This is a genomic window from Halomonas sp. WWR20 (assembly GCF_054602495.1).
This window is the reverse complement of sequence record NZ_JBTRHR010000013.1, coordinates 1-22,347: the sequence shown is the minus strand read 5'-3', so window position 1 is coordinate 22,347 and position 22,347 is coordinate 1. Positions and strand designations below refer to the sequence as shown.

The window sequence follows — 22,347 nt, the reverse complement described above, 5'->3', positions numbered from 1 at the left end:
CAATATCGTCTCAGCTCGGTGAACCGTTGACGTCACCGTAGTGTTAAACCGGCTCGAATTCGAATCGCAGAGCGTCCAGATAGGCTTGGTACTGTTCGCGGATCTGCTCGTGAGTGTCTGCCCCCAGAAAGATTTCACCCAGGTGGTAGGACACCTTGTCCTGGTTGGGCAACTCGCTCAGCCGTGTTCCCGGCTCGACATCGAGCCTGACCTTGGAGCCCGGGAACCGCTCATAAAGCGCCTCCAGTTCCTGCTGACTGGGAACACGAGTCACAACTCCATCTTCATAGTGCGGAATGATGCATTTGGCCGACACATCGAACCGGCCCTGGCGATACGGCATGGAAGGTTCAACACCTAACGCGACGTCAATCGCCACTTCGTGATTGGACATGCCATCCACCAGAATGAACATCTCGCTGTGCGACTGGGAAATACGCGTGTTGAATTCGATTAGCCAGAGCTGATCGCTCTCTTCGTCCCACATGAATTCGGCGTTGAAGCAGCCATTGTCGAAACCGATATGCTTAATGAAACGTTCGCTGACATCGATCATGCGCTTTTGTACATGCTCGGGCAGGCCGGATGGGTACTCTAAGCGATCGTAAACCTTGCCGGTCGCATCACTCGGCTGGTCGAATACCCCGTGAACGTTGAACTTGCCCTGGAAAACGGTCCCTTCGGGCGCGCCCTGCACACCGGAAATGATCTCTTCGGCAATGCATGTATTGCCATCGGCTTGCTGAATCTCGGCAGGAAGTTGCGCATACGCCAGCGCTTCGTTGAAGGGATCGCCAAAATGGTGAATCTCGGCGCGAGTTGCCTCTATCGCTTCATGGAACTGTTCGTCATTTTCAATTTTAAAGCCCAACTGGGACGCAAACGCCTTGACTGGCTTGAGCCAGAAAGGGTATTCGAGATCCACTTGCTCCAGTGGATTCTCGGCAAAAGGGTCAACGCTATTGAAGCGCGGAACGACCTCGGGAATCACCTTCTGCTGCTCCACCCGGCTCCAGTACTTATGTTCACACTTGAGCACGCTTTCCAGCGAGGGCGCCGGGATACCATATTCCTTGCATAGAATGGGCACCAATACACTGGTCGGAAAATCCCAGTGAGCAATGATCGCATCCACCGAGCCGGAAAAGCTCTTGAGCTGCTCGCGCATCTGTTGCAGCAGCCCATCGAACGACAGTTCTTCGGGTTCGACCAAGGTTTCAGCATCGAGTAACCCGTGGAAGTCGAACTCATCGGCATGCCGCAAGGTTTGCAGTTCAGCCCGCTGAAAGTCGTACAAGGCCGGAATGAAAATGTTCCGTTTCATCGTTTGCTCTCCATGCTGTTGACAATAGAGCCGCAGATCGATGCGGCTCGTTTCTTCCCTGCGTGTTCTTTCCTTGCTCCCGTACTGCACGCTGCCTTATAAACCATAGCCAAAAGGCTGGAATTCGTCTTCAACCACAACGTAACGCACTCATCTGCACGGACTAAAGCTTCATAAGGTAACTAATTGTCTCCCGCTGTCGGCTCTGATGTGTCCTTGGCCAGCCAGCCGTCCACATAGGTTCGCTTGACGATCTCCATCGTCAGCGCGGTCAACGGGCCAGCCATCAGCAACCCTAGCGCCCCGGCGAACAGGCTGAGCCATATTTGCACGACAATCAGTACCCCCGGCGGAATATTGACCGCCTCGCGCTGTATGTACGGCGTAATGAGATAACTCTCGAGCATCTGCACGCCCAGATAAAGCCCGGCGACATAGGCCAGCATCTCCTGTCCCAGCGTGAATGCCACCAGCAATGCCGGAATGGCAGAAAGCACCGGCCCCAGATAGGGAATAAAGGTGAGCACGGCCGCCAGCAGACCGAGAGAAAGCGCCATCGGTACCCCGAGCAGCCACAGTCCGACTCCGGTCAACATCCCGATAACCGTCATCGATACCAGTCGACCCAGCAGCCACCAACTCATTCGATTCACGATGGCCGTCAGCAGTTCGGCCGCGGTATTGCGCTGCCGCGGGAAGACCAGCAACAACAGTCCCTTACGGTAAGTCCAGGGCTCGAAGGCCACAAAAAGGCCGATAAAGAGTATGACCACGGCGTTGATCAATGCGCCAAACGTAGTGGTAAAAATCGAGGTCATATGTGCAAATCCGTTGCCGAACGCACCGGTGATAGACTGGCCCTGTTCCAACTGATCCATGACTTGCGATCCCAGGGGCCAGGCTCGTACCTGCTGCTCCAGCGCCTCCAGAGAACTCGGTAATATCTGTACCAGTTGTTGAGACTGTTGAGTCAGATGAGACGCGAAATTCAGGCTGAATAGCACCAACAGGCCGATAAGCACCAGCAGAACCACCCCCAGCGCCCAGCGATGCGAAAGAAAACTGTGCCGACTGAGCCAGGCGGCGGGAAGGTAGAAAAACAGCGCCATCAAAAGCCCTGCCAGCGCCATCAAAAGCACCTCGAGCCCCAGCCATGCCAGTGACAGGAGCGTCACGACCGCGGCCGTGATGCCCACCGTGATCCAGACCTTGCGCGCGAAGTGCCGCAGTTGGGTAGGGTCTTCGGCTACACGCCCGTTACTGTTCGGTGTCGATGCGTCTTCATCCATGAATGATCCTTCTCCTCTAAAAAGGTGCGTCCCCTAGTGTAGACGTTCATCAGTCACGGCTTGCATCCTTGAGCGACTTGGCAATACTGTATGCATGAACAGTATCAGAGGCGTTGAGCATGAGAACGATACAGGGTGTATGATCACGACAGGCGCTTGAAATAATAGCCTTATATGGCTATTAATGGCTTTTATTCGCTTAAATGGCTATAGAGGTGTGATGAAAAGCCATGAAACAGATCGGCGTACTCACCGGGGACGTAGTCGGCTCACAGCGCATCGACGACAAAGCGCGCCTGCACGACACATTGGATGCCATCATGGATATTCTAGCGGAGCGCTTTGGGGCGCAAGGTAACCGCTACCGGGGCGATGGGTTCCAGATTGCCCTGCCGGAGCCTGCCATTGCCATGACGGCCGCCGTCCTGGTGCGTGCAGCACTGATCCGCCAATCGCCTTCTCGACAGCAAATGTGGGATGCCCGCATCGCCGTCGGCCTGGGGTTTGGCAAGATACCTGACGCGAGCCGCTTCGCTGATGCCGACGGAGAGGTTTTCGTCCTGTCGGGTCGCCGCCTCGATACGCTGGGGCAGACAGCGGTTCGCCAAGCGATTGTCACACCGATAGCCGAGCTGACGGATGAGCTCACCCTACTGACCCGTTTCGCCGATGACATTATCAGCCATTGGTCACGCTACTCGGCGGAAGTGGCCTACTTGAGCCTGCTGCATCAGGAGTCCCAGCAGGCACTGGCCGAACGCCTCGAGCGTGCGCAGCCTACGATTCATAAACGCCTGGCGGCGGCCCGCTGGTCGTTGATCCATGACTATCTCGATTACGTCAGCCGACGAGTCGCGGAGGCCTTGCCATGCCCCCTCAAGCCCTAGCGTTGTTGCTAGCCCTGCTCTTGGCGCATCTGGCAGGTGACTTTCTATTGCAAAGCAGCGCCTGGGTACACGACAAACAGCTGCGTCGCCAGCGTTCGCGCGCGCTCTACCTGCATGCGGGAGTGCACACGTTGTTGCCATTGGCGGTCCTTCTGATCGGCAGGCAACCCATGGGCCCGGCGATATTCGCCGCGCTGATGATCGGGCTTTCGCATTTGTTGATCGATATCTTCAAGAGCCATCTTCCCCCCGAAAAGCTGCGCTACTTTCTGCTCGACCAGTTGCTTCACCTGGTCATGCTGGGGCTCATATGGGCTACATTACTGACGGCTTGGCCCTGGTTGGCCAACGTCGCCAGGGCCATGGTCCAACCAAGCGTACTGCTGATTATCGTGGCGTACACGCTGATCCTGCGCCCACTATCGATTCTCATTGCCCTGGTCATGAGCCGCTGGAGCGACCAGATCGAGAATGCCGGTACGCTAGCCGATGCCGGGGCGCGTATCGGGATGCTGGAGCGGTTTCTGGTACTGACCTTCGTGCTGACGGACCAGTTGATGCCGATCGGCTTTCTATTGGCGGCCAAGTCGGTACTGCGCTTCGGCGACCTGCGTGAGGATCGCGACAGGAAGCTCACCGAGTATGTGCTGCTGGGCACCATGCTCAGCTTTGCGCTGACCTTGAGCCTTGGCCTTCTCGTCCGCCACGGACTGCAGATGCTGTAGCGATCATGTTGCTGCAACAGGGGCAACAACAGAATAGAGACAGGTAATAGAAAAAAATGGCCGCATCGTCATGCCGGAAAAGATAAGTCTCGTGCCGATTGGCATCTTACTGGGCCTTAGCGTCTTGCTGAGCGCCTGTGCCGGCCCAGCCTCCCTGGAGAATCGCCCAGGCTATCGTGTCGACTCACGCTATACCGCCGTCTCGTATAACAGCCGTATCCGCCATCTGGTGCTTCATTACACCGATAGTGATGAAGCACACGCATTGAAAACGCTGACCGGTCCTCTCGTCAGTGTCCATTACGTCGTTCCTGTGCCACCCCGCCAACCGTTGGCCTCGCCGCAGGTCTACCAACTGGTCGACGAGTCGCAACGGGCCTGGCATGCCGGCGAGAGCGCCTGGCAAGGCCATATCAACCTTAACGACACCTCGATCGGCATCGAGATCGTCAATCAAGGTCCCCAGGATACGGCTACCGGACGACGCTGGTCGCTTTACCCCTCCGAGCAGATCGAGACGCTCGTCGCGTTAAGCCGCGACATTATCGATCGCCACGCGATCGAACCGACCGATGTGGTAGGACATGCGGATATCGCCCCCTCGCGCAAGATCGATCCGGGGCCGCGCTTCCCCTGGCGCCAGCTCTATCAGGCAGGAATCGGAGCCTGGCCGGACGACACCACGGTCGCAAGCTACCGGCAGAGATTCCAAAGTCGCCTGCCTTGCGTGAAACAAATACAGCAGGCACTGGCAAGCTATGGTTATTCGTTGGAGGCAAGCGGCACATTGGATAACCGAACCCGCGACGTACTGCGGGCCTTCCAGATGCATTTCCGGCCGGCCAACTATGCGGGCTATCCAGATCCGGAAAGTATGGCGAGACTGTGGGCACTTATCGAAAAGTACCGTGGTAAGGAAACGGCTGCCGCCCTACTACAGGAAGACAGCCGTTTGTGACGGCAACTGACGGCAACCCATCGTGTATTTGCGAGTCATGGCTGCCTTATAACTCTGAACCTGAACGTTGGCTTGTCACAGATTCGCTTCGTCTAGTTCACCAAAGAGCGCGAATCTCGGCAGGCAGTGCTTCCTTGATTTTTTCCACCTGCCCCGGGTCGACATGCTGAGAAAGCACATGAAAGACACTACGTACCGCATCGGTAACGTCGATGTCGCCCCGCGTCTTGTCGAGCTCTTCCTCGACATGCTGCAAAAATTCCTCGCGGGAACGCATCGTGTCGGGTTGCACCTGAGGTTGCCAGCGATCGTAGTAGCTGCCCCGCACCAACAACGGCAGTTGGGCGCCCAAATGCGCCGCCAGCGGGAGCGGCATACGATCGCGCAAGGTACGCAGTACCGCTCCGAGCGCATGCCACGCGACCTGACGATCCGGCCCAAGATCGGCCATGATGTCATCCAGCCAGATATGCGTGGTGTGCAATGTCTTGTCGAAAACTGCAAGTCCGGACTCGCTCATTTGCGACCTCCTTTCTTTGAAACATGACTTGCGGCAAGGCACCGCATGACACGCCGCAAGAACTGCTCACGCTCAATCGCTTATGCCCAATATATCGATCATGTGCCTATTTACTGTATCAAGAGCTTGCCTTTTGCAAAGAGTTATAAACGGATCAATGCCTCGGGCCGGAGTAATGGATCACATTGTGAAAGCGGGCCTTGTCCTCTGTCCTGTTACGGTAACCGTGCGGCTGATCTGCCGCGAAGCGCACACCGTCTCCTGCTTGCAGGTGTCGCCACTCTCCCTCCAGATAAAGCTCCATGGTGCCGTCGATAACGATGACATGTTCCACGACGCCTACTTCATGGGGGGCAGACTCGCTACACGCCCCAGGCATCAACTCGATGAGGAACATTTCAACTCCCAACGATGAATCAAACGGGAACAAGGGCACGACGCGCATCCCCGATTGCATTTCATCGAAGACTTCGGCCCCGGTGTCGCGCCACAGCGTACGGGCGATGCTTGTCCCTTCACTGACCTCGATGAATTGCGAGAAGGAGACATGAAACCCGCTGGCGATCTTCCATAGCGTCGCTACAGTGGGGCTTGACTCGCCTCGCTCGATTTGTCCCAGCATGGCCTTGCTGACCCCCGTTTCACGGGCAGCACGGTCCAGGCTCCACCCCCGGGCGGAGCGCATTGTCCGCAGGGTTACGGCAATGTGATGAACGATATTCTGCATGGCTTCTCCGCACGGCGTCGTGTCCATGCGATTGTACGTGATAACGCACGATGCTAGGGTACGGTAATCTTTGTGCGCTATAACGCACACTCTGGACGGAAAAATTGCCATGCCTTCCCCATTACCTCTGCGTGACGTCTCCCTGTCGGCTATTGTCGCCGGCTTCATCGCAGTGCTCGTGGGCTACAGCAGCTCAGCGGCCATCATCTTCCAGGCAGCGGACGCTGCCGGCGCGAGCCAGGCTCAGATCAGCTCCTGGCTGTGGGCACTGGGCCTGGGGACGGGAGTCACATCGCTAGGGTTATCATTGTACTATCGCATGCCACTGCTCACGGCCTGGTCGACGCCCGGCGCGGCACTCCTGGCTACCAGCCTGCCCGGCGTTCCGATGTCAGAGGCGATCGGTGCCTTCCTGTTTTCGGCAGTGCTAATCACCTTGTGCGGCGTGACGGGCCTATTCGAACGGGTGATGCATCGCATTCCCCAGGCGTTGGCCTCGGCCATGCTTGCCGGCGTGCTACTACGGTTCGGAATGGACGTATTCGTGGCCATGCAATCACGTTTCTGGGTTCCCTTCGCCATGTTCGTTGCCTATCTCGTGGGCAAGAGACTATGGCCGCGTTACGCGATTGTCGGCGTATTGGTGATCGGGGTCGGCATTGCCGCCAGCCAGGGACTGCTCCATTTCGAAGATTTTGTATTTTCCCTGAGTGTGCCCGTCTTCACCGCTCCCGAGTTTTCTCTTTCCACCTTGGTCGGCGTAGGCATACCGCTGTTTGTGGTCACCATGGCGTCGCAGAATCTGCCGGGCATCGCCGTCATCCGCGCCTCGGGATATACGCCTTCATTATCGCCACTCATCGGATGGACAGGCATCGTGACGCTGTTGCTGGCGCCGTTTGGCGGTTATGCGCTGAACTTAGCCGCCATCACCGCCGCCATCTGTATGGGCCGGGAAGCTCACCCCGATCCTGATCGGCGTTATGTCGCCAGCGTGGCTGCGGGTGTCTTTTATACGTTGACCGGCGTATTCGGCGCAACAGTGGGCGCCTTGTTTGCCGCGTTTCCTCACGAGCTGATACTGGCTGTAGCAGGACTGGCCCTGCTAGCCACTATCGGCACCAGCCTTGCCGTTGCAGTAAAAGATGACGCCCACCGCGAGCCTGCGCTGATAACCTTTCTGGTTACCGCTTCAGGCGTCACGCTAGTGGGAATCGGCTCGGCTTTCTGGGGATTGGTGGCGGGATTATTGGCGCAAGGGCTACTGCATTGGCGCCGTACGTCGGCGATGTAACGATCACTTGAATGGACGGGTATCGCGGCCAGAAATTTTAAGTATTGAAGATAACGGTATAAACACTTGGCACAGACGCTTCGAGAAGCCTTGCCGTTTCGATACCCTAGCCAATCATAGCCAAACGGCTCTGCCCTGGCGCTGCCAATGACAACGCCAGGATCAGTCTTCCTGCCATGAGCCGACCTTGAAACCGTAGGGTCCAGCCGAGACACTCACTACATTGCTGCCAGCCGCTCATTGTCATCGATGCCCGCCATACGGACCAAGGCCAATGCTTCGTCCAGCGTTCCCACCTGTTCCACGCGCACCAGTTCGCTATCCAGACTCACCGGCTTACCGGTCTTCTCGGCCAACATCTTTTCGAGCGTGACGACGTCGAGTTCGTCTTCGAAGTGCAGCGTGTCGAGTTCGGCGGTACTACGGCTAGGCAGGTAGATGGTGCCGTTGGAGAAATCGATGGCGTAGGCGATCACACCGGGAATGATATAGAACAGCAGGCCGATACCGTCGGCAACGGCGACAGCCGGGTCGATACGACCGTTCATCTGTCCCTTGCGCTCGGGGTAGAATATTGTGCCGCAACCCGCCAAGGAGGTCATGGAAGCAGCAATGAGAGTGGCCACTAGAAATGTGCGGGGACGAAACGGCGTCATGAGGCTCTCCTTCTTGGGTTTACGAGACAAATCATCATATCCTAAAAATCAGTATGCTTGTCCATGGCCAAATAGAAAGCCCTATCGCACCACCTTGCAAGGCTCTGAATTGAGTTTCCTCTGCCCCCTGCTGCCAAGGTGACGCTTCTCCCATCACTGCAAGGATCACATGACCGATATGCACATCATAACCCTGCAGGGTGCGGCTATCTCGCCCTACAGGGATGCACTGGCCGCGTTGCGCATCGATGTGTTTCGCGAATACCCCTATCTCTACGCAGGCGACCCGGCCTACGAAGCGCGCTATCTGCAACGCTATGCCGAGTGTCGGCAAAGTCTATTCGTACTGGCCTTTGACGAGGGGCGACTCGTTGGCGCCGCCACTGCATTGCCCCTGATGGAGGAATGCGAGGAGTTCCGTGCCCCCTTCGAGCGCAGCGATTACGATCTGAAGCGCATTTTCTATTATGGCGAGTCGGTACTGTTAGCGTCTTATCGCGGCCGTGGTATCGGCAAAGCCTTCATGGCCGAGCGTGAGCGACATGCCCGACAGTCGGGGTTCGATAGCGTCGCTTTCTGCGCCGTGGAACGCCCTGACAATCACTTCGCGAAGCCCGCCGGTTATCAACCCCTGCATGGGTTCTGGCGCAGCCGAGGCTACCGCCGCCACCCCGAACTCATTACCCATTTTGCCTGGAAGGATGTCGGCGATGCGCAAGAGAGCGACAAGCCCATGGTCTTCTGGCTCAAGACGCTGGCCCAAGAGGACGACCATTGATGACCCGAACGATCGAGATAGCCACCGCCCAGTACCCTATCGATCATTTTACCGCCTTTGTCGATTTTCAGGCCAAAGCGACACGCTGGGTACATGACGCCGTGAGCCGGGGGGCCGAACTCTTGGTACTCCCTGAATACGGCAGCCTGGAACTGGCGTCGCTACTGCCGGAGGCCCTGCAGGAGGACCTTCACGGCCAGCTGCACGCACTACAGTCCTGGCGCGACGCCTTCATCGCAACGTGGCGCGACCTGGCCGCGCAGCATCGTGTGACGCTGCTCGCCCCTTCCTTCCCCTGGCTGCTTGCCGGTGAGCGCTTCGTCAACCGCGCCTGGCTGCTGACACCGAGCGGCAAAGCGGGCTATCAGGATAAGCAGATCATGACGCGCTTCGAAGCCGAGGAGTGGGGGATCTCAGCCGGGGATGAGAGCCTGCGCGTGTTCGATACGCCGATGGGCCGACTTGGGGTACTGATCTGCTATGACAGTGAATTCCCCCTGCTGGCCAGAACGCTAGTCGAGGCCGGTGCCGAACTGTTGCTGGTGCCCAGTTGCACCGACACCCAAGCCGGATATCATCGTGTACGCTATTCTTCCCAGGCCCGCGCCATCGAGCAGCAGATCGCGGTAGTCCATTCCCCTACCGTGGGCGAAGCGCCCTGGTCGCCTGCCGTGGATATCAATGTCGGTCATGCCGCCGTATACACTCCTTGCGACCAAGGCTTTCCTCCTGACGGCATATTGACCAGGTCGGCGGACACTACCCCCGGCTGGCAGACCGTCAGTCTGGATTTGGCCCGCGTTGCCGATCTGCGCCGCCATGGCCAGGTGCGAAACCATGCCGACTGGTCCTGCCAGACATGCGATCAGCCTGTCGCCCCCACCCTGGTCAATCTGCGCTGAATCAGCCGAGTCGAACCGGGCTTTTGCCGAGATCCTCGCTTGACCGTACAATGCCGACATTCCACCGCCCTGCGTTCGATGTCGACACCGGGCGACACGGGAATGATTGCCGACACCCGGCAATCATCGGCCCAACGTCACTATCCATTAAGGGAACGCCGTACTCATGCGTGCCAGTCAACTGCTGCTTTCCACCCTCAAGGAAACTCCTGCCGACGCCGAAATCGTCAGCCACCAACTCATGTTGCGGGCAGGAATGATCCGGCGCCTGACATCGGGGCTCTACACTTGGCTACCCGTCGGCCTGCGCACGCTGCGCAAGGTCGAACGCATCGTGCGTGAGGAAATGAATCGTGCCGGCGCGCAGGAAGTTCTGATGCCCGCCGTCCAGCCCGCCGAGCTGTGGCAGGAATCAGGACGTTGGGAACAGTATGGGCCGGAGCTGCTGCGCCTGGTGGATCGTCATGCCCGCGACTACTGTGTCGGTCCGACTCACGAAGAAGTGATTACCGACCTGGTGCGCCGGGAGATCAGCAGCTACAAGCAGTTGCCGGCCAATTTCTATCAGGTCCAGACCAAGTTCCGCGATGAAATCCGCCCGCGCTTCGGGGTGATGCGCTCGCGTGAATTCATCATGAAGGACGCCTATTCCTTCCATACCGACGAAGCCTCGCTGAAGGAAAGCTATCAGGCGATGTATGACGCCTACGTGCGTATCTTTACCCGACTGGGCCTGGATTTCCGCCCGGTGCTCGCCGACAACGGCTCGATCGGCGGCACCGGTTCCCACGAGTTTCACGTTCTGGCCGAGTCCGGGGAAGATGATATCGTCTTCTCCACCGCCTCGGATTATGCCGCCAATATCGAAAAGGCCGAGGCCTTGCCGGTACCGGTCGGCGAGAAGGCCGAACGGCCTGCGCCCGGTGAAGAGATGCGACTGGTCGATACACCGCATGCCAAGACCATCGCGGCCCTCGTCGAGCAGCATGGCCTGCCCATCGAGAAAACCGTCAAGACGCTGATGGTACATGCCGCAGAAGGGGGATTGATCGCCCTGCTGGTGCGTGGCGATCATGAGCTCAACGAAGTCAAGGCCGAGAATCTTCCGGATGTCGCCGCCCCGTTGACCATGGCCACGGAAGAGGAAATTCGCGCCGCGGTGGGGGCTGGTCCTGGCTCACTGGGTCCGGTCAACCTGAACATGCCGATCGTCATCGATCGCAGCGTTGCGCTGATGAACGACTTCGGTGCCGGCGCCAACATCGATGGGCAGCATTATTTCGGCATCAACTGGGAGCGTGACGTCGCGCTGCCCAAGGTGGCCGATATCCGCAATGTGATCGAGGGAGACCCTTCACCGGACGGGCATGGCACGCTCTCGATCAAGCGTGGCATCGAAGTCGGTCATGTCTTCCAGTTGGGCAAGAAATATTCCGAGGCGATGAATGCCACGGTGCTCGACGATAGCGGCAAGGCCACCACCTTGTGGATGGGCTGCTACGGCATCGGTGTAACCCGCGTGGTGGCGGCCGCCATCGAACAGAACTACGATGCCAACGGTATCATCTGGCCCAACGCCATTGCCCCTTTTGAAGTGGTATTGGTGCCCATGAACGCACACAAGTCCGAGCGTGTCCGCGAAACTGCCGAACGGCTGCATGACGAACTCGCCGCCGCGGGAATTGACGTGCTGCTGGATGACCGCGATCTGCGTCCGGGAGTCAAGTTCGCCGACCAGGAGCTGATCGGCATTCCTCACCGGATCGTGATCGGTGAGCGCAGCCTCGACAAGGGTGAACTCGAATACAAGGGACGCCGCGATGCTGAAGCCACCATGATCCCCGCCGAAAGCCTCCTCGAGCATCTGCGTGAGCAGCTCGCCCGGTAGGCAACACTACGTGAATCCCGCCGCAGTCGCCTTGCGACCTGCGGCGGGATGGATTCGGCTTTCCGGCCACCGGCTGACCGGAGCCGCCTGGCGAATCGGACCTTTTTCATTCAACCAAAGCACCAAGCAGGAAGAAGTTCATCCACCATGAACGGTTCCTGGCTAACTGGCTAAGAAGCATTCCTGAGGCCGTGACAATGGCTGATTGAGGTGCTGTCGCCGTCTTACTGTCCGAGCGCGGCCGGCACTAGTCTGGCCATCGAGAGCATGCCAACACTGAACTGTTCAGCGACTCCTTAGCATTCGATAGTATTGACTGCCAGGCCGCCTTGGGACGTTTCCTTATATTTATCGTGCATATCCTTTCCTGTATCGCGCATCGTTCGGATGACTTTATCCAAAGATATGAAGTGGCTCCCATCACCTCTCAAGGCCATTTGAGCGGCATTGATAGCCTTGACGGTGGCTATTGCGTTCCGCTCAATGCAGGGAACTTGAACCAGGCCCCCTACCGGATCGCAGGTCAGGCCAAGATTGTGTTCAAGCCCGATTTCAGCCGCATGTTCCACTTGCTCAGGCGTTCCCCCCATGACCTCCGCCAATCCTGCCGCTGCCATAGCACAAGCGGACCCGACTTCTCCTTGGCAACCCACTTCCGCACCTGATATGGAAGCATTTTTCTTGCAAAGGATGCCAACCGCCCCGGCCGCAAGCAGAAACTCGACGACATCCCTCTCGCTAGCGCTCGCCTTGAACTTCATATAATAATGCAATACGGCAGGAATGATGCCTGCCGCTCCATTGGTGGGCGCTGTCACCATCCGCCCTCCCGCCGCGTTCTCCTCATTGACGGCTAACGCAAAAATGTTGACCCACTCCATGGCAGCGAACGTCGAAGCAATCAGGCAGGCACCCTGTTCGGCCGTTTGAAGACGTTGATGGAGTTGTCTTGCCCGTCGCTTGACGTTGAGCCCCCCAGGCAAGACCCCTTCATTGTTCAAGCCATTGTCAATACATTCACACATGACCTGCCATATGCGCCAAAGTTCGCTCCTGACCTCATCCTCACTCCGCCAGACCTTTTCATTTTCCAGCATGATACGGCTGATGCTCATATCTTCTCGCTGGCAGAAAGAGAGCAATTCTTTGGCAGTGTTAAAATTGTAGGGAATCTCAGCCGTGTCCGAATCCAGCAGCCCTTTTTCTACCTGCGCTTGATCGACAACGAAGCCGCCCCCCACTGAGTAAAAGGTGTTTTCGTAGAGTATGCTACCTTCATGCGAGTAGGCGATAAGCGTCATCGCATTAGGATGGTAGGGCAGGCTCTCTTCATGAAAATGAAGATCCCGTTGCCAGCAGAAAGGAACATCAATCTTCCGACCCAACTGCAATATTCCCTTTTCTTTCAGCCTCTCGATGCTGGACGCAATGATGCGCGGATCAATGGTATCGGGTCGCTCTCCCATCAGACCCACGATCACTGCCTGGTCTGTCCCATGCCCAACGCCGGTCGCCGATAATGAACCGTAGAGATGAACTTCGAGGCGAGCAACCTGATTGATCAGGTTTCTTTCACGCAATGAAGCGAGGTACTTAAAGGCGGCCAACATGGGCCCCACCGTATGCGAACTGGAGGGACCTACCCCAACCTTGAAAAGATCAAAAACGCTGATAGGCATGGCAACACCTTATGATTATAACTATCGAGGAGACCGATTCATCTTAAAAACCGATAATATCTGACATATAAAAATAAAAAGCACTGCCACATTGAGCGGAACTTTTTATAACTAGACTTACCTTAAAAAACAATTAATCCATATGCATAGAGTCACTCACTATTAATTAAATCACAGCATTGTCAGTTACCGAACACGACTGTTCGCCTCGCATGCAGGAAGACGCGGCGTTCCAGGTGATAACCGATGGCCCGCGCCAGGGTCAGGCATTCGACGTCGCGCCCTTTCGCCACCAGGTCTTCCGGATAGTGGGCATGATCGACCGGCTCGACGCCCTGGGCGATGATCGGCCCCTCGTCGAGATCGTTGTTGATGTAGTGTGCCGTCGCGCCGACCAGCTTGACGCCCTGCTCGTACGCCTGATGGTAAGGTCTGGCCCCTTTGAAGCCGGGCAACAGCGAGTGATGGATGTTGATGGCACGCCCCGTCAACAGCTCGCACATGGCCGGCGAGAGGACCTGCATGTAGCGGGCCAGGACCACCAGTTCGGCCCCGCTCTCCTCGATGATTTTCCGGATTTGCGCTTCCTGTTGCGGCTTGGTCTCGGGGGTGACCGGTAAATGATGGTAGGGCAGGCCATGCCAGGTGGCCAGCGGCTCAAGATCCGGATGATTGGAGACCACCGCACGGATGTCGAGCGGCAGCTGACCGATGCGATAGCGGTACAGCAGGTCGTTCAGGCAGTGGTCGGCCTTGGAAACCATGATCACCGTGCGCAGGCGTTTACCCGGCTCGGTCAGCTCATAGTCCATCGCGAAATCGGCGGCACGCGCCGCGAATGCCTCACGGAAGACCTCGCCACTGAAGCCCTCCTCCTCGGGACGAAACTCGGCACGGATGAAGAAGCGCCCCCTCAACCGGTCATCGAAGGAGTTGAGTTCGGTGATGTAGCAGCGCTGCTCCTTCAGAAAGCGCGTGACTACATCCACCGTGCCCAGGCGGCTGGGGCACTGGGCGGCGATGATCCAGGTATCGGGCATACGACTCATAACGTCCCCATATGTTATCGACTTGTCAGGGAAAGAGAGACCGACCTATGGCCGATCTAACGATTCATCGCTCCACGATGACGCCATACTCTGCCGCAGCATCCAGCAGCCAGCGATAGCAGTAGTCGGCAAAGCTCCTGCGGATCACGAGCTCCCACGTGTCCTCGGCCGGCCGGCGCAGCACAACCGAGGCCTTGGCGAACACCGTGGAGACGCCCTTGCCCACCGGGAACGCCTGCGGGTGCACATCGTAGGGCGTGGACTTCATGAGTGCCTGGCGTGCGTTCTCGCCGCGCAGCGTCAGCACGGTCTGGCCGCCGCTGACATTGACGATGCTGAAGTGCGCCTGGCCCAGGGTCTGACGCAACCGGCCTTCCAGCGCAAACTCTTCGCCGCCGGGCACGATGACGAGCCATTCGTCGGGCGCCAACCACTGAATCGAGCGTTCTCCGCTGTCATCCAGCGTCAGTGCATGAGGGCGGGCCGGCAACGACAGGCCCAGTGTCTCGCGCACCGCTTCATCCAGGACGATGGCGCCGCCGCGCAGGATCAGATGACCGAGACCCGCTTTTTCACGCAGTATCACGCCCGGCCTGGCCTCGCGGGGTGGTGTGCCCTGGCGCTGAAAGGACCAAGCCAGTGGCGATTCGGCATGCGGACTGCCGGACGGCCGGGTGTTGAATTCTCTGACGTCAGACATTCTGGCGCTCTCCTTTGGGATCGACGAAAACGGGGCTGACGATTTCGGCCTCGTGGACGGTACCATCGACCATCGGCAAATAGACGGTTTCGCCCATGCGTTCGTGCCCCCCTTTCACGACGGCCAAGGCAAAGCCATGGCCCAGCGAGGGGCTGTAGTAGCTGGACGTCACATGGCCCACCATGACCATGGGAATGCTCTGCTTGGGATCGAAGACGATCTGCGCGCCCTCTTCCAGCACCACCTTGGGGTCCTTGGGCTTCAGGCCGACGAACTGTTTGCGATCCGTGCGCCGGGTGTCGGGGCGCGATAGAGCGCGCTTGCCGATCCAGGAAAACGGCTTGTCGTAGCCAATCGCCCATTGCATGCCCAGATCCTCGGGCGTGACCGACCCGTCGGTATCCTGGCCGACGATGATCAGCCCTTTCTCGGCACGCAGCACGTGCATGGTCTCGGTGCCATAGGGCGTCAGGTCATACTTCTCGCCATGGTCGAACAGGGTCCTCCAGACGTGCATGGCGTAATTGGCCTGCACGTTGATCTCGAAGGCCAGCTCGCCCGTGAACGAGATGCGGAAGACCCGGGCCGGCACGCCGGCGACCGTGCCCTCGCGCCAGTCCATGAACTTGAACTGCTCCTTGTCGAGGTCGATGTCGGTGACCTCGGCCAATAGCTTGCGGGCATCGGGGCCTGTCACGGTCATGGTCGCCCAGTGGTCGGTCACCGAGGTGAAGGTGACCTGCAGTTCCGGCCACTCCGTCTGATGCCAGAGTTCCAGCCACTCCAGGACGCCAGCGGCGCCGCCGGTAGTGGTGGTCATCAGGAAGTGGTTCTCGCCCAGGCAACTGGTCGTGCCGTCGTCCATGAGCATGCCGTCGTCCTTGCACATCAGCCCATAGCGCACGCGACCCGGAGCCAGCTTGGCCCACTTGTTGGTATAGACGCGGCCCAGGAACTCGCGGGCATCGGGACCCTGGATGTCGATCTTGCCCAGGGTCGAGGCGTCGAGAATACCGACGCGTTCGCGCACCGCGAGGCACTCACGGGCCACCGCCTCGTGCAGGGTCTCCTGCTTGCCATTGACGGTGCGCGGAAAGTACCACGGACGCTTCCACTGTCCCACGTCTTCGAACTCGGCGCCGTGCTCGACATGCCACTGGTGCAGTGCCGCGTATCGCTCGGGATCGAACAGCTCGCGGCAGTGACGCCCGACGATGGCCCCGAAGGTGACCGGCGTATAGTTGGGTCGGAACACCGTGGTCCCCACCTCGGGAATCGAGCGTTCCAGGCAGCGCGCGGCAATCGCCATGCCGTTGATGTTACCCAGCTTGCCCTGGTCGGTGCCGAAGCCCATCGCGGTGTAGCGCTTGACGTGCTCGATGGACTCGAAGCCTTCGCGGGTCGCCAGCTCGATGCCCGCCGCGGTGACGTCGTTCTGCAGGTCGACGAACTGCTTGGGCGCGCGCATGGTCTGTTTCTCGTGCGGCACCTGGTACAGCGCACAGGCCTGGCCGTCCTGGCGGGCAGCGACCTGCGGCAGTGCCGTGGCATCAGCCTCGAAGCCCGCGGCCTGGGTCGCCCGTGCGCCGGCCTCGGCGCCATCGTGAATGACCTCGCTGAGCGGATAGACGCCATGCGCGCCGCCGGCCGGGGTGAGCCCCTTCACCTCGCCAGGCACGAAACCCAGGATATCGTCCCGCCATGTCGGCCGCGAGCCGGTGTGCGAGGCCAGATGAATGACCGGACTGTAGCCGCCGGAGCTGGCGATGGTGTCGCAGGCCAGTTCCTCGACCTTACCAACCACCTTGAACAGCTTGGCGTCGATTCTGGCGACCCGAGCGCCGTTGACCCGCTCGGCGCCCTTGGCCTCGATCACGGCGCTTTGCGTGATGATACGAATGCCCAACGACTGTGCCTTGTCGACGAGATCGCCCCTGGGGTTGTCACGCGCATCGACGATCGCCACCACCTCGCGGCCCGCTTCGTGCCAGTCCAGCGCGGCGCGGTAGGCGTGATCGTTGGTCGCGGAGAGGACCAGCTTGCGGCCGGGGACCACCCCATAGCGACGGATATAAGCAGACACGGCGCCCGCGACCAGATTGCCGGGCACATCGTTGTTGGCGTAGACCAGCGGACGCTCATGGGCGCCGGTGGCCAGAACGACCTGTTTGGCACGCACGCGGTGCAAACGTGATCGAACCTGACGACGGCTGCCAACGGTGGGTGCGCTATCGGCCAGATGTTCGCTGCGCCGCTCGTGCAGCGTCACGAAGTTGTGGTCATGGTAACCATTGGCGGTGGTACGCGGCAGCAGGGTCACGTTTTCCATTCCGCCGAGCTCGTTGAGGACACGATCGGCCCATTGCACAGCGGGCGCATCGTCGATCAGCTCGCGGCTATCCAGCAACGAGCCGCCCATTTCCTCCTGCTCGTCACACAGGATGACTCGCGCCCCGCTACGCGCCGCGACAATCGCGGCGGCCAGGCCTGACGGGCCGGCACCGACGATCAGCACATCGCAATGCTGATTGATGTGATCGTAGCTGTCCGGATCGGGCTCGGTGGGGCTACGTCCCAGCCCGGCGCTCTTGCGGATGTACTTCTCGTAGGTCATCCACAGCGACGCCGGCGCCATGAAGGTCTTGTAGTAAAAGCCCGGCGGCATGAACGTCCCGCTCAGCTTACCGACCATGCCCATCAGGTCGCGCTGTACGTTGGGCCAGCCGTTGGTGCTGCGAGCCGTGAGCCCTTCATAAAGTCCCTGCTGGGTGGCGCGCACGTTGGGCACCTGAGCCGCTTCGCTGGCGCCCAGTTGAACTACCGCATTGGGCTCTTCCGCCCCGGCGGCGACGATGCCGCGCGGACGCGAATACTTGAAGCTGCGGTTGACGACATCGATGCCATTGGCCAGCAGGGCGGAGGCCAAGGTGTCACCGACGTAGCCTTCATACGGCTTGCCATTGAAGGTGAAATTCACGGTATGGGAGCGATCGATCCGGCCCCCTTGCGGCAGTCGATTGACTTGGCTCATACCCGCGCCCCCTGGTTTGCTGCATCGTTCAATGCTTCACTTTCGGGACGGGCACCTACCGTTTGCCAGCCGCCCGAGGCCGCCTGGACACCGGCCTGCTTGTCTTTCTCGGGCAGACTCTTTGCCGTCACCGAAGGCTGCTCGCCCATCTTGTACGTCTCGAGAATCTCGTAGCTCACCGTGTGGCGGGTAATGTTGAAGAACTTGCGGCAACCGACCGCGTGCACCCATAACTCGTGGTGCACGCCGCGCGGGTTGTCACGGAAGAACAGGTAGTCCCCCCAGGCTTCATCGGAGCACGTCTCGGGATCCGCAGGACGCTGAATGTGCGCCTGCCCCTTGGGGTGGAATTCCTCTTCCTCGCGGTGCTCTTCGCAGTACGGACAGTAGATATGAAACATTTTCCCTCCAACACCGTGGATGAGAGCCATCGTTTTTCTGCGCCAGCGAGCGGTGTGATGGCAAGGCGTTCGGCAAAGAAGGAACCGGAATGTACGTGTTTGTACATGAGGATTCCGACGTGTCGAACAACGCCGCCATCGCGCGGCGCAGCTCGCAGAAGCTAGTGTGCGACGCCGGCGGCGCCATGCTCGTCGACCAACGCCCCCGTGTGGAAACGGTCGACGGAAAACGGCGCGGCGATAGGGTGCATCTCGCCCTTGGCCAGGCTGGCGGCGAATACGTGCCCCGAGCCCGGCGTGGCCTTGAACCCCCCGGTACCCCAGCCGCAATTGAAAAACAAACCCTTGACCGGCGTGGCCGAGAGGATGGGACAGGCGTCGGGACACGTGTCGACGATGCCGCCCCACTGACGGTTCATGCGCACCCGTGAGAAGATCGGGAACATCTCGACGATGGCCTGCAGGGTATGCTCCACCGTGCTGTAGCTGCCGCGCTGACCATAGCCCAGGTAACCATCGATCCCTGCGCCGATGACCAGGTCACCCTTGTCCGATTGGCTGATATAGCCGTGCACATGGTTGGACATCACCACGGTGTCGAGAATCGGCTTGAGGGGCTCGGAGACCAGCGCCTGCAGAGGATGCGATTCCAGCGGCAGCTTGAAGCCGGCCATCTTGGCCAACACGCCGGAGTTGCCGGCCGCCACGCAGCCGACGGTCTTGGCCCCGATGTCACCGCGGTTGGTATGTACGCCCACCACGCGTCCGTCGAGGATCTTGAAGCCAGTGACCTCGGTCTGCTGGAGAATGTCGACGCCCCGCGCATCGGCGCCGCGGGCGAAGCCCCAGGCCACCGCATCGTGGCGTGCCACCCCGGCGCGCGGCTGCCAGGAGGCGCCCATGACCGGATAGCGTGCGTTCTTGGAGCAATCCATGATCGGCACCAGTTCCTGCACGCCCTTGGCGTCCAGCACCTCGCTGTCGATACCGTTCAGCCGATTGGCGTTCACACGGCGCTGGATATCGCGCATGTCCTGCAAGGTATGGCCGAGGTTCAACACCCCGCGCTGCGAGAACATCACGTTGTAGTTGAGGTCCTGCGACAGCCCCTCCCAGAGCTTCATGGAGTGCTCGTAGAGGGCCGCCGCCTCGTCCCATAGATAGTTGGAACGCACGATCGTGGTGTTACGCGCGGTGTTGCCGCCGCCCAGCCAGCCTTTCTCGATCACCGCGACATTGGTGATGCCGTGTTCCTTGGCCAGGTAATAGGCCGTGGCCAGACCGTGACCGCCGCCGCCGACGATGATCACGTCGTACTCTTTCTTGGGCGTGGGGTTGCGCCACTGGCGCTGCCAGTTTTCATGATGGCTGAGCGCGTGCTTGACCAACCCGAAGCCGGAATAGCGTTGCATAGACTTTCTCCTCGATCGGCCCCCTGGGAGCCGCTGACGGACAGGCTTAGGCCACGGAGGTCTGGCTCTCGGCAGGCTCGCGGCTCTGGGCGTCGCCATAGACCGGATAGCGCGCGCACAGCGAGGCCACCTTGTCGCGTACGTCGGCTTCCACCGCGTCGGTGCTGCCTTGCTCGGCGAGCACATCGAGGATGTCGCAGATCCAACCGGCCAACTGTTCGCAATCGGCCTCGACGAAGCCGCGGGTAGTGACCGCCGGCGTGCCGATGCGCAGCCCCGAGGTGACGAACGGGCTCTGCGGATCGTTGGGCACGGCATTCTTGTTGACGGTGATGTGCGCCCGGCCCAGGGCGGCATCCGCATCCTTGCCGGTCACGCCCTGCTTGATCAGCGAGACCAGGAACAGGTGGTCGTCGGTGCCGCCGGAGACGACATCGAAGCCGCGCTCGACGAAGACCTGCGCCATGGCACGCGCATTGGCAATGACCTGGCGCTGGTAGTTGACGAACTCCTGGCTCATGGCCTCCTTGAAGGCTACGGCCTTGGCCGCGATCACGTGCATGAGCGGACCGCCCTGCTGGCCCGGGAACACCGCGCCATTGAGCTTCTTGACCATCGCCTCATCGGCATTCGCCGACAGGATCAGGCCGCCGCGCGGTCCGCGCAGCGTCTTGTGGGTGGTGGTGGTCACCACGTGGGCATGCGGCAACGGGCTGGGATAGAGCCCCGCCGCGACCAGCCCCGCGACATGCGCCATGTCGACCATCAGATACGCCCCGACCTCATCGGCGATGGCGCGGAAACGGCGCCAGTCGACCACACGCGAATAGGCCGAAAAGCCCGCGATGATCATCTTCGGTCGATGCTCGCGCGCCAGACGCTCGGCTTCCTGGTAGTCGATCTCGCCGGTGTCGGGGTTCAGGCCGTATTGCACGGCATGGTAGTGCTTGCCGGAGAAGTTCGGCGCGGCCCCATGGGTCAGGTGTCCGCCGTGGGCCAGGCTCATGCCCAGCACAGTGTCGCCCGGCTTGATCAGGGCCATGAATACGGCCGCGTTGGCCTGGGCCCCGGAGTGCGGCTGGACATTGGCGTAGTCGGCGCCGAACAGGTCGCAGGCACGCTCGATCGCCAGGGCCTCGACCTTGTCGACGAACTCGCAGCCACCATAGTAGCGCCGACCGGGATAGCCCTCGGCATACTTGTTGGTCAACTGGGTGCCCTGCGCTTCCATGACGAGCCGACTGGCGTAGTTTTCGGAGGCGATCAGTTCGATATGCGCTTCCTGGCGCGCCGTTTCTTCAGCAATCGCCGTGGCTAACGCGGCATCGTAGCTGGCTAAGCGGGCCTGGGGGGAAAAACCGTAGTGAAGCATGTCGCCTCCTCGTCATTCATTTATTGTCCGGTATTGGCCATGTGTAGCGTCGGAGAATCGAATCTGGCCATCTACGAACGCTATCCTGCCGCGATGGTATCGCTGGCCCCGCCGCCCAAGATGCTTAACGACGTCACCGCTCGGTGTATTTGCGACATGCAGGTCGATAAGACGACATAACGCCAAGACGACAAATCACTACGTCGTCAATTTATTATCCAATGTCGCCCATGGATAACTCTCCCTCTTGCGCTTGAGCCACGCTTGAAGTCCAAGCGCACGCTTGGCACAGCCGAACACAAGGTGTCAGAGCGCCAACCAATCCGACGTGGTCTTTTTCTGCGAATGTGACCATGGCGAAACGTACAAGAGGAATCAGCATGCCAGACAATCGTGGTGTCGTTTATATCGGTCCGGGCAACGTCGAGGTGCAGGACATTGCCTACCCCAGGATGGAAGCGCCTAACGGCCGTGCCATTGAGCATGGGGTCATTCTGAAAGTCGTTTCCACCAACATCTGTGGCTCCGACCAGCACATGGTACGCGGCCGCACCACGGCACCGTCCGGCATGGTGCTGGGACATGAAATCACCGGTGAAGTGATCGAGAAGGGCAAGGACGTCGAGTTTCTCGATATCGGCGATCTCGTCTCGGTGCCCTTCAACGTGGCCTGCGGCCGCTGTCGCACCTGCAAGGAAGGCCATACCGGCGTGTGTCTGCACGTCAACGACGATCGGGCCGGCGGCGCCTATGGT

Annotated in this window: 20 protein-coding genes; 8 read left to right on the top strand and 12 right to left on the bottom strand. The window is 59.7% G+C overall.

The annotated features are described in order from the left end of the window. Positions 1 to 43: 43 nt before the first annotated feature. Together ACW4DH_RS17755 and ACW4DH_RS17750 are read right to left on the bottom strand one after the other, a co-directional pair. Positions 44 to 1,324 carry an ATP-grasp domain-containing protein gene (locus ACW4DH_RS17755; RefSeq protein ID WP_459637739.1) on the bottom strand — a complete coding sequence of 427 codons (1,281 nt, stop codon included), beginning with the start codon at positions 1,322 to 1,324 and terminating at the stop codon, positions 44 to 46. A gap of 182 nt (positions 1,325 to 1,506) precedes the next feature. After that, on the bottom strand, positions 1,507 to 2,613 hold the full coding sequence (locus ACW4DH_RS17750; RefSeq protein WP_459637738.1) for an AI-2E family transporter: 1,107 nt from the start codon (positions 2,611 to 2,613) through the stop codon (positions 1,507 to 1,509). Between the two features lie 230 nt (positions 2,614 to 2,843). On the opposite strand from ACW4DH_RS17750, the gene ACW4DH_RS17745 reads away from it, so the two are divergent. From ACW4DH_RS17745 to ACW4DH_RS17735, 3 genes are all read left to right on the top strand, one after another. Continuing rightward, positions 2,844 to 3,500 (top strand): hypothetical protein, encoded by a 657-nt coding sequence (locus ACW4DH_RS17745; RefSeq protein ID WP_459637737.1) that lies wholly within the window; start codon positions 2,844 to 2,846, stop codon positions 3,498 to 3,500. Continuing rightward, entirely contained in the window at positions 3,482 to 4,225 is a 744-nt protein-coding gene (locus tag ACW4DH_RS17740) for a DUF3307 domain-containing protein (RefSeq protein ID WP_459637736.1), read from the top strand. Before ACW4DH_RS17745 ends, ACW4DH_RS17740 begins: the two co-directional genes overlap by 19 nt. 91 nt (positions 4,226 to 4,316) lie before the next feature. Beyond that, a complete protein-coding gene (locus ACW4DH_RS17735) occupies positions 4,317 to 5,183 on the top strand; it encodes an N-acetylmuramoyl-L-alanine amidase (protein ID WP_459637735.1) in 867 nt (288 codons plus the stop codon). A gap of 97 nt (positions 5,184 to 5,280) precedes the next feature. Here the strand turns inward: ACW4DH_RS17735 and ACW4DH_RS17730 are convergent, their stop codons facing one another. Together ACW4DH_RS17730 and ACW4DH_RS17725 are read right to left on the bottom strand one after the other, a co-directional pair. Next, on the bottom strand, positions 5,281 to 5,703 hold the full coding sequence (locus ACW4DH_RS17730; protein ID WP_459637734.1) for a DUF2267 domain-containing protein: 423 nt from the start codon (positions 5,701 to 5,703) through the stop codon (positions 5,281 to 5,283). Between the two features lie 154 nt (positions 5,704 to 5,857). Beyond that, positions 5,858 to 6,430 carry a helix-turn-helix domain-containing protein gene (locus ACW4DH_RS17725; RefSeq protein WP_459637733.1) on the bottom strand — a complete coding sequence of 191 codons (573 nt, stop codon included), beginning with the start codon at positions 6,428 to 6,430 and terminating at the stop codon, positions 5,858 to 5,860. 109 nt (positions 6,431 to 6,539) lie between these two features. Between ACW4DH_RS17725 and ACW4DH_RS17720 the strand changes: the two genes are divergently transcribed. Then, positions 6,540 to 7,724, top strand: a complete 1,185-nt coding sequence (locus tag ACW4DH_RS17720) for a benzoate/H(+) symporter BenE family transporter (RefSeq protein ID WP_459637732.1) — start codon at positions 6,540 to 6,542, stop codon at positions 7,722 to 7,724. A gap of 218 nt (positions 7,725 to 7,942) precedes the next feature. Here the strand turns inward: ACW4DH_RS17720 and ACW4DH_RS17715 are convergent, their stop codons facing one another. Continuing rightward, the gene (locus tag ACW4DH_RS17715; protein ID WP_459637731.1) at positions 7,943 to 8,380 is read right to left on the bottom strand and encodes a hypothetical protein; all 438 of its coding nucleotides are present in this window, start codon (positions 8,378 to 8,380) and stop codon (positions 7,943 to 7,945) included. 178 nt (positions 8,381 to 8,558) lie between these two features. On the opposite strand from ACW4DH_RS17715, the gene ACW4DH_RS17710 reads away from it, so the two are divergent. The 3 genes from ACW4DH_RS17710 (at position 8,559) to ACW4DH_RS17700 (ending at position 11,948) form a co-directional block, all read left to right on the top strand. Further along, the gene (locus ACW4DH_RS17710; RefSeq protein WP_459637730.1) at positions 8,559 to 9,158 is read left to right on the top strand and encodes a GNAT family N-acetyltransferase; all 600 of its coding nucleotides are present in this window, start codon (positions 8,559 to 8,561) and stop codon (positions 9,156 to 9,158) included. After that, on the top strand, positions 9,158 to 10,060 hold the full coding sequence (locus ACW4DH_RS17705) for a carbon-nitrogen hydrolase family protein (RefSeq protein ID WP_459637729.1): 903 nt from the start codon (positions 9,158 to 9,160) through the stop codon (positions 10,058 to 10,060). Before ACW4DH_RS17710 ends, ACW4DH_RS17705 begins: the two co-directional genes overlap by 1 nt. 166 nt (positions 10,061 to 10,226) lie before the next feature. After that, on the top strand, positions 10,227 to 11,948 hold the full coding sequence (locus tag ACW4DH_RS17700) for a proline--tRNA ligase (protein ID WP_459637728.1): 1,722 nt from the start codon (positions 10,227 to 10,229) through the stop codon (positions 11,946 to 11,948). 296 nt (positions 11,949 to 12,244) lie between these two features. On the opposite strand, the gene ACW4DH_RS17695 is transcribed toward ACW4DH_RS17700, so the two are convergent. The 7 genes from ACW4DH_RS17695 to glyA form a co-directional block, all read right to left on the bottom strand. Then, on the bottom strand, positions 12,245 to 13,627 hold the full coding sequence (locus ACW4DH_RS17695) for an L-serine ammonia-lyase (RefSeq protein WP_459637727.1): 1,383 nt from the start codon (positions 13,625 to 13,627) through the stop codon (positions 12,245 to 12,247). Positions 13,628 to 13,809: 182 nt separating this feature from the next. Beyond that, entirely contained in the window at positions 13,810 to 14,676 is an 867-nt protein-coding gene (purU, locus tag ACW4DH_RS17690; protein WP_459637726.1) for a formyltetrahydrofolate deformylase, read from the bottom strand. Between the two features lie 64 nt (positions 14,677 to 14,740). After that, the gene (locus ACW4DH_RS17685) at positions 14,741 to 15,376 is read right to left on the bottom strand and encodes a sarcosine oxidase subunit gamma (RefSeq protein WP_459637725.1); all 636 of its coding nucleotides are present in this window, start codon (positions 15,374 to 15,376) and stop codon (positions 14,741 to 14,743) included. Continuing rightward, entirely contained in the window at positions 15,369 to 18,407 is a 3,039-nt protein-coding gene (locus tag ACW4DH_RS17680; protein WP_459637724.1) for a sarcosine oxidase subunit alpha, read from the bottom strand. Before ACW4DH_RS17680 ends, ACW4DH_RS17685 begins: the two co-directional genes overlap by 8 nt. Beyond that, positions 18,404 to 18,808: a sarcosine oxidase subunit delta gene (locus ACW4DH_RS17675; protein WP_459637723.1), complete on the bottom strand. Its 405-nt coding sequence runs from the start codon at positions 18,806 to 18,808 to the stop codon at positions 18,404 to 18,406. Before ACW4DH_RS17675 ends, ACW4DH_RS17680 begins: the two co-directional genes overlap by 4 nt. 161 nt (positions 18,809 to 18,969) lie before the next feature. Further along, positions 18,970 to 20,220, bottom strand: coding sequence for a sarcosine oxidase subunit beta family protein (locus ACW4DH_RS17670; protein WP_459637722.1), 1,251 nt, complete (start codon positions 20,218 to 20,220; stop codon positions 18,970 to 18,972). A gap of 46 nt (positions 20,221 to 20,266) precedes the next feature. Continuing rightward, a complete protein-coding gene (gene glyA, locus ACW4DH_RS17665; RefSeq protein WP_459637721.1) occupies positions 20,267 to 21,592 on the bottom strand; it encodes a serine hydroxymethyltransferase in 1,326 nt (441 codons plus the stop codon). 380 nt (positions 21,593 to 21,972) lie between these two features. On the opposite strand from glyA, the gene ACW4DH_RS17660 reads away from it, so the two are divergent. Then, positions 21,973 to 22,347, top strand: a 375-nt coding sequence (locus ACW4DH_RS17660) for an alcohol dehydrogenase catalytic domain-containing protein (protein ID WP_459637720.1), incomplete at its 3' end; no start/stop codon positions are given.

Coding starts and splice junctions, on each gene's coding strand:
- ACW4DH_RS17755 (WP_459637739.1), bottom strand. CDS start 1,324: ATGAAACGGAACATTTTCATTCCGGCCTTGTACGACTTTCAGCGGGCT.
- ACW4DH_RS17750 (WP_459637738.1), bottom strand. CDS start 2,613: ATGGATGAAGACGCATCGACACCGAACAGTAACGGGCGTGTAGCCGAA.
- ACW4DH_RS17745 (WP_459637737.1), top strand. CDS start 2,844: ATGAAACAGATCGGCGTACTCACCGGGGACGTAGTCGGCTCACAGCGC.
- ACW4DH_RS17740 (WP_459637736.1), top strand. CDS start 3,482: ATGCCCCCTCAAGCCCTAGCGTTGTTGCTAGCCCTGCTCTTGGCGCAT.
- ACW4DH_RS17730 (WP_459637734.1), bottom strand. CDS start 5,703: ATGAGCGAGTCCGGACTTGCAGTTTTCGACAAGACATTGCACACCACG.
- ACW4DH_RS17725 (WP_459637733.1), bottom strand. CDS start 6,430: ATGCAGAATATCGTTCATCACATTGCCGTAACCCTGCGGACAATGCGC.
- ACW4DH_RS17720 (WP_459637732.1), top strand. CDS start 6,540: ATGCCTTCCCCATTACCTCTGCGTGACGTCTCCCTGTCGGCTATTGTC.
- ACW4DH_RS17715 (WP_459637731.1), bottom strand. CDS start 8,380: ATGACGCCGTTTCGTCCCCGCACATTTCTAGTGGCCACTCTCATTGCT.
- ACW4DH_RS17710 (WP_459637730.1), top strand. CDS start 8,559: ATGCACATCATAACCCTGCAGGGTGCGGCTATCTCGCCCTACAGGGAT.
- ACW4DH_RS17705 (WP_459637729.1), top strand. CDS start 9,158: ATGACCCGAACGATCGAGATAGCCACCGCCCAGTACCCTATCGATCAT.
- ACW4DH_RS17700 (WP_459637728.1), top strand. CDS start 10,227: ATGCGTGCCAGTCAACTGCTGCTTTCCACCCTCAAGGAAACTCCTGCC.
- ACW4DH_RS17695 (WP_459637727.1), bottom strand. CDS start 13,627: ATGCCTATCAGCGTTTTTGATCTTTTCAAGGTTGGGGTAGGTCCCTCC.
- purU (WP_459637726.1), bottom strand. CDS start 14,676: ATGAGTCGTATGCCCGATACCTGGATCATCGCCGCCCAGTGCCCCAGC.
- ACW4DH_RS17685 (WP_459637725.1), bottom strand. CDS start 15,376: ATGTCTGACGTCAGAGAATTCAACACCCGGCCGTCCGGCAGTCCGCAT.
- ACW4DH_RS17680 (WP_459637724.1), bottom strand. CDS start 18,407: ATGAGCCAAGTCAATCGACTGCCGCAAGGGGGCCGGATCGATCGCTCC.
- ACW4DH_RS17675 (WP_459637723.1), bottom strand. CDS start 18,808: ATGTTTCATATCTACTGTCCGTACTGCGAAGAGCACCGCGAGGAAGAG.
- ACW4DH_RS17670 (WP_459637722.1), bottom strand. CDS start 20,220: ATGCAACGCTATTCCGGCTTCGGGTTGGTCAAGCACGCGCTCAGCCAT.
- glyA (WP_459637721.1), bottom strand. CDS start 21,592: ATGCTTCACTACGGTTTTTCCCCCCAGGCCCGCTTAGCCAGCTACGAT.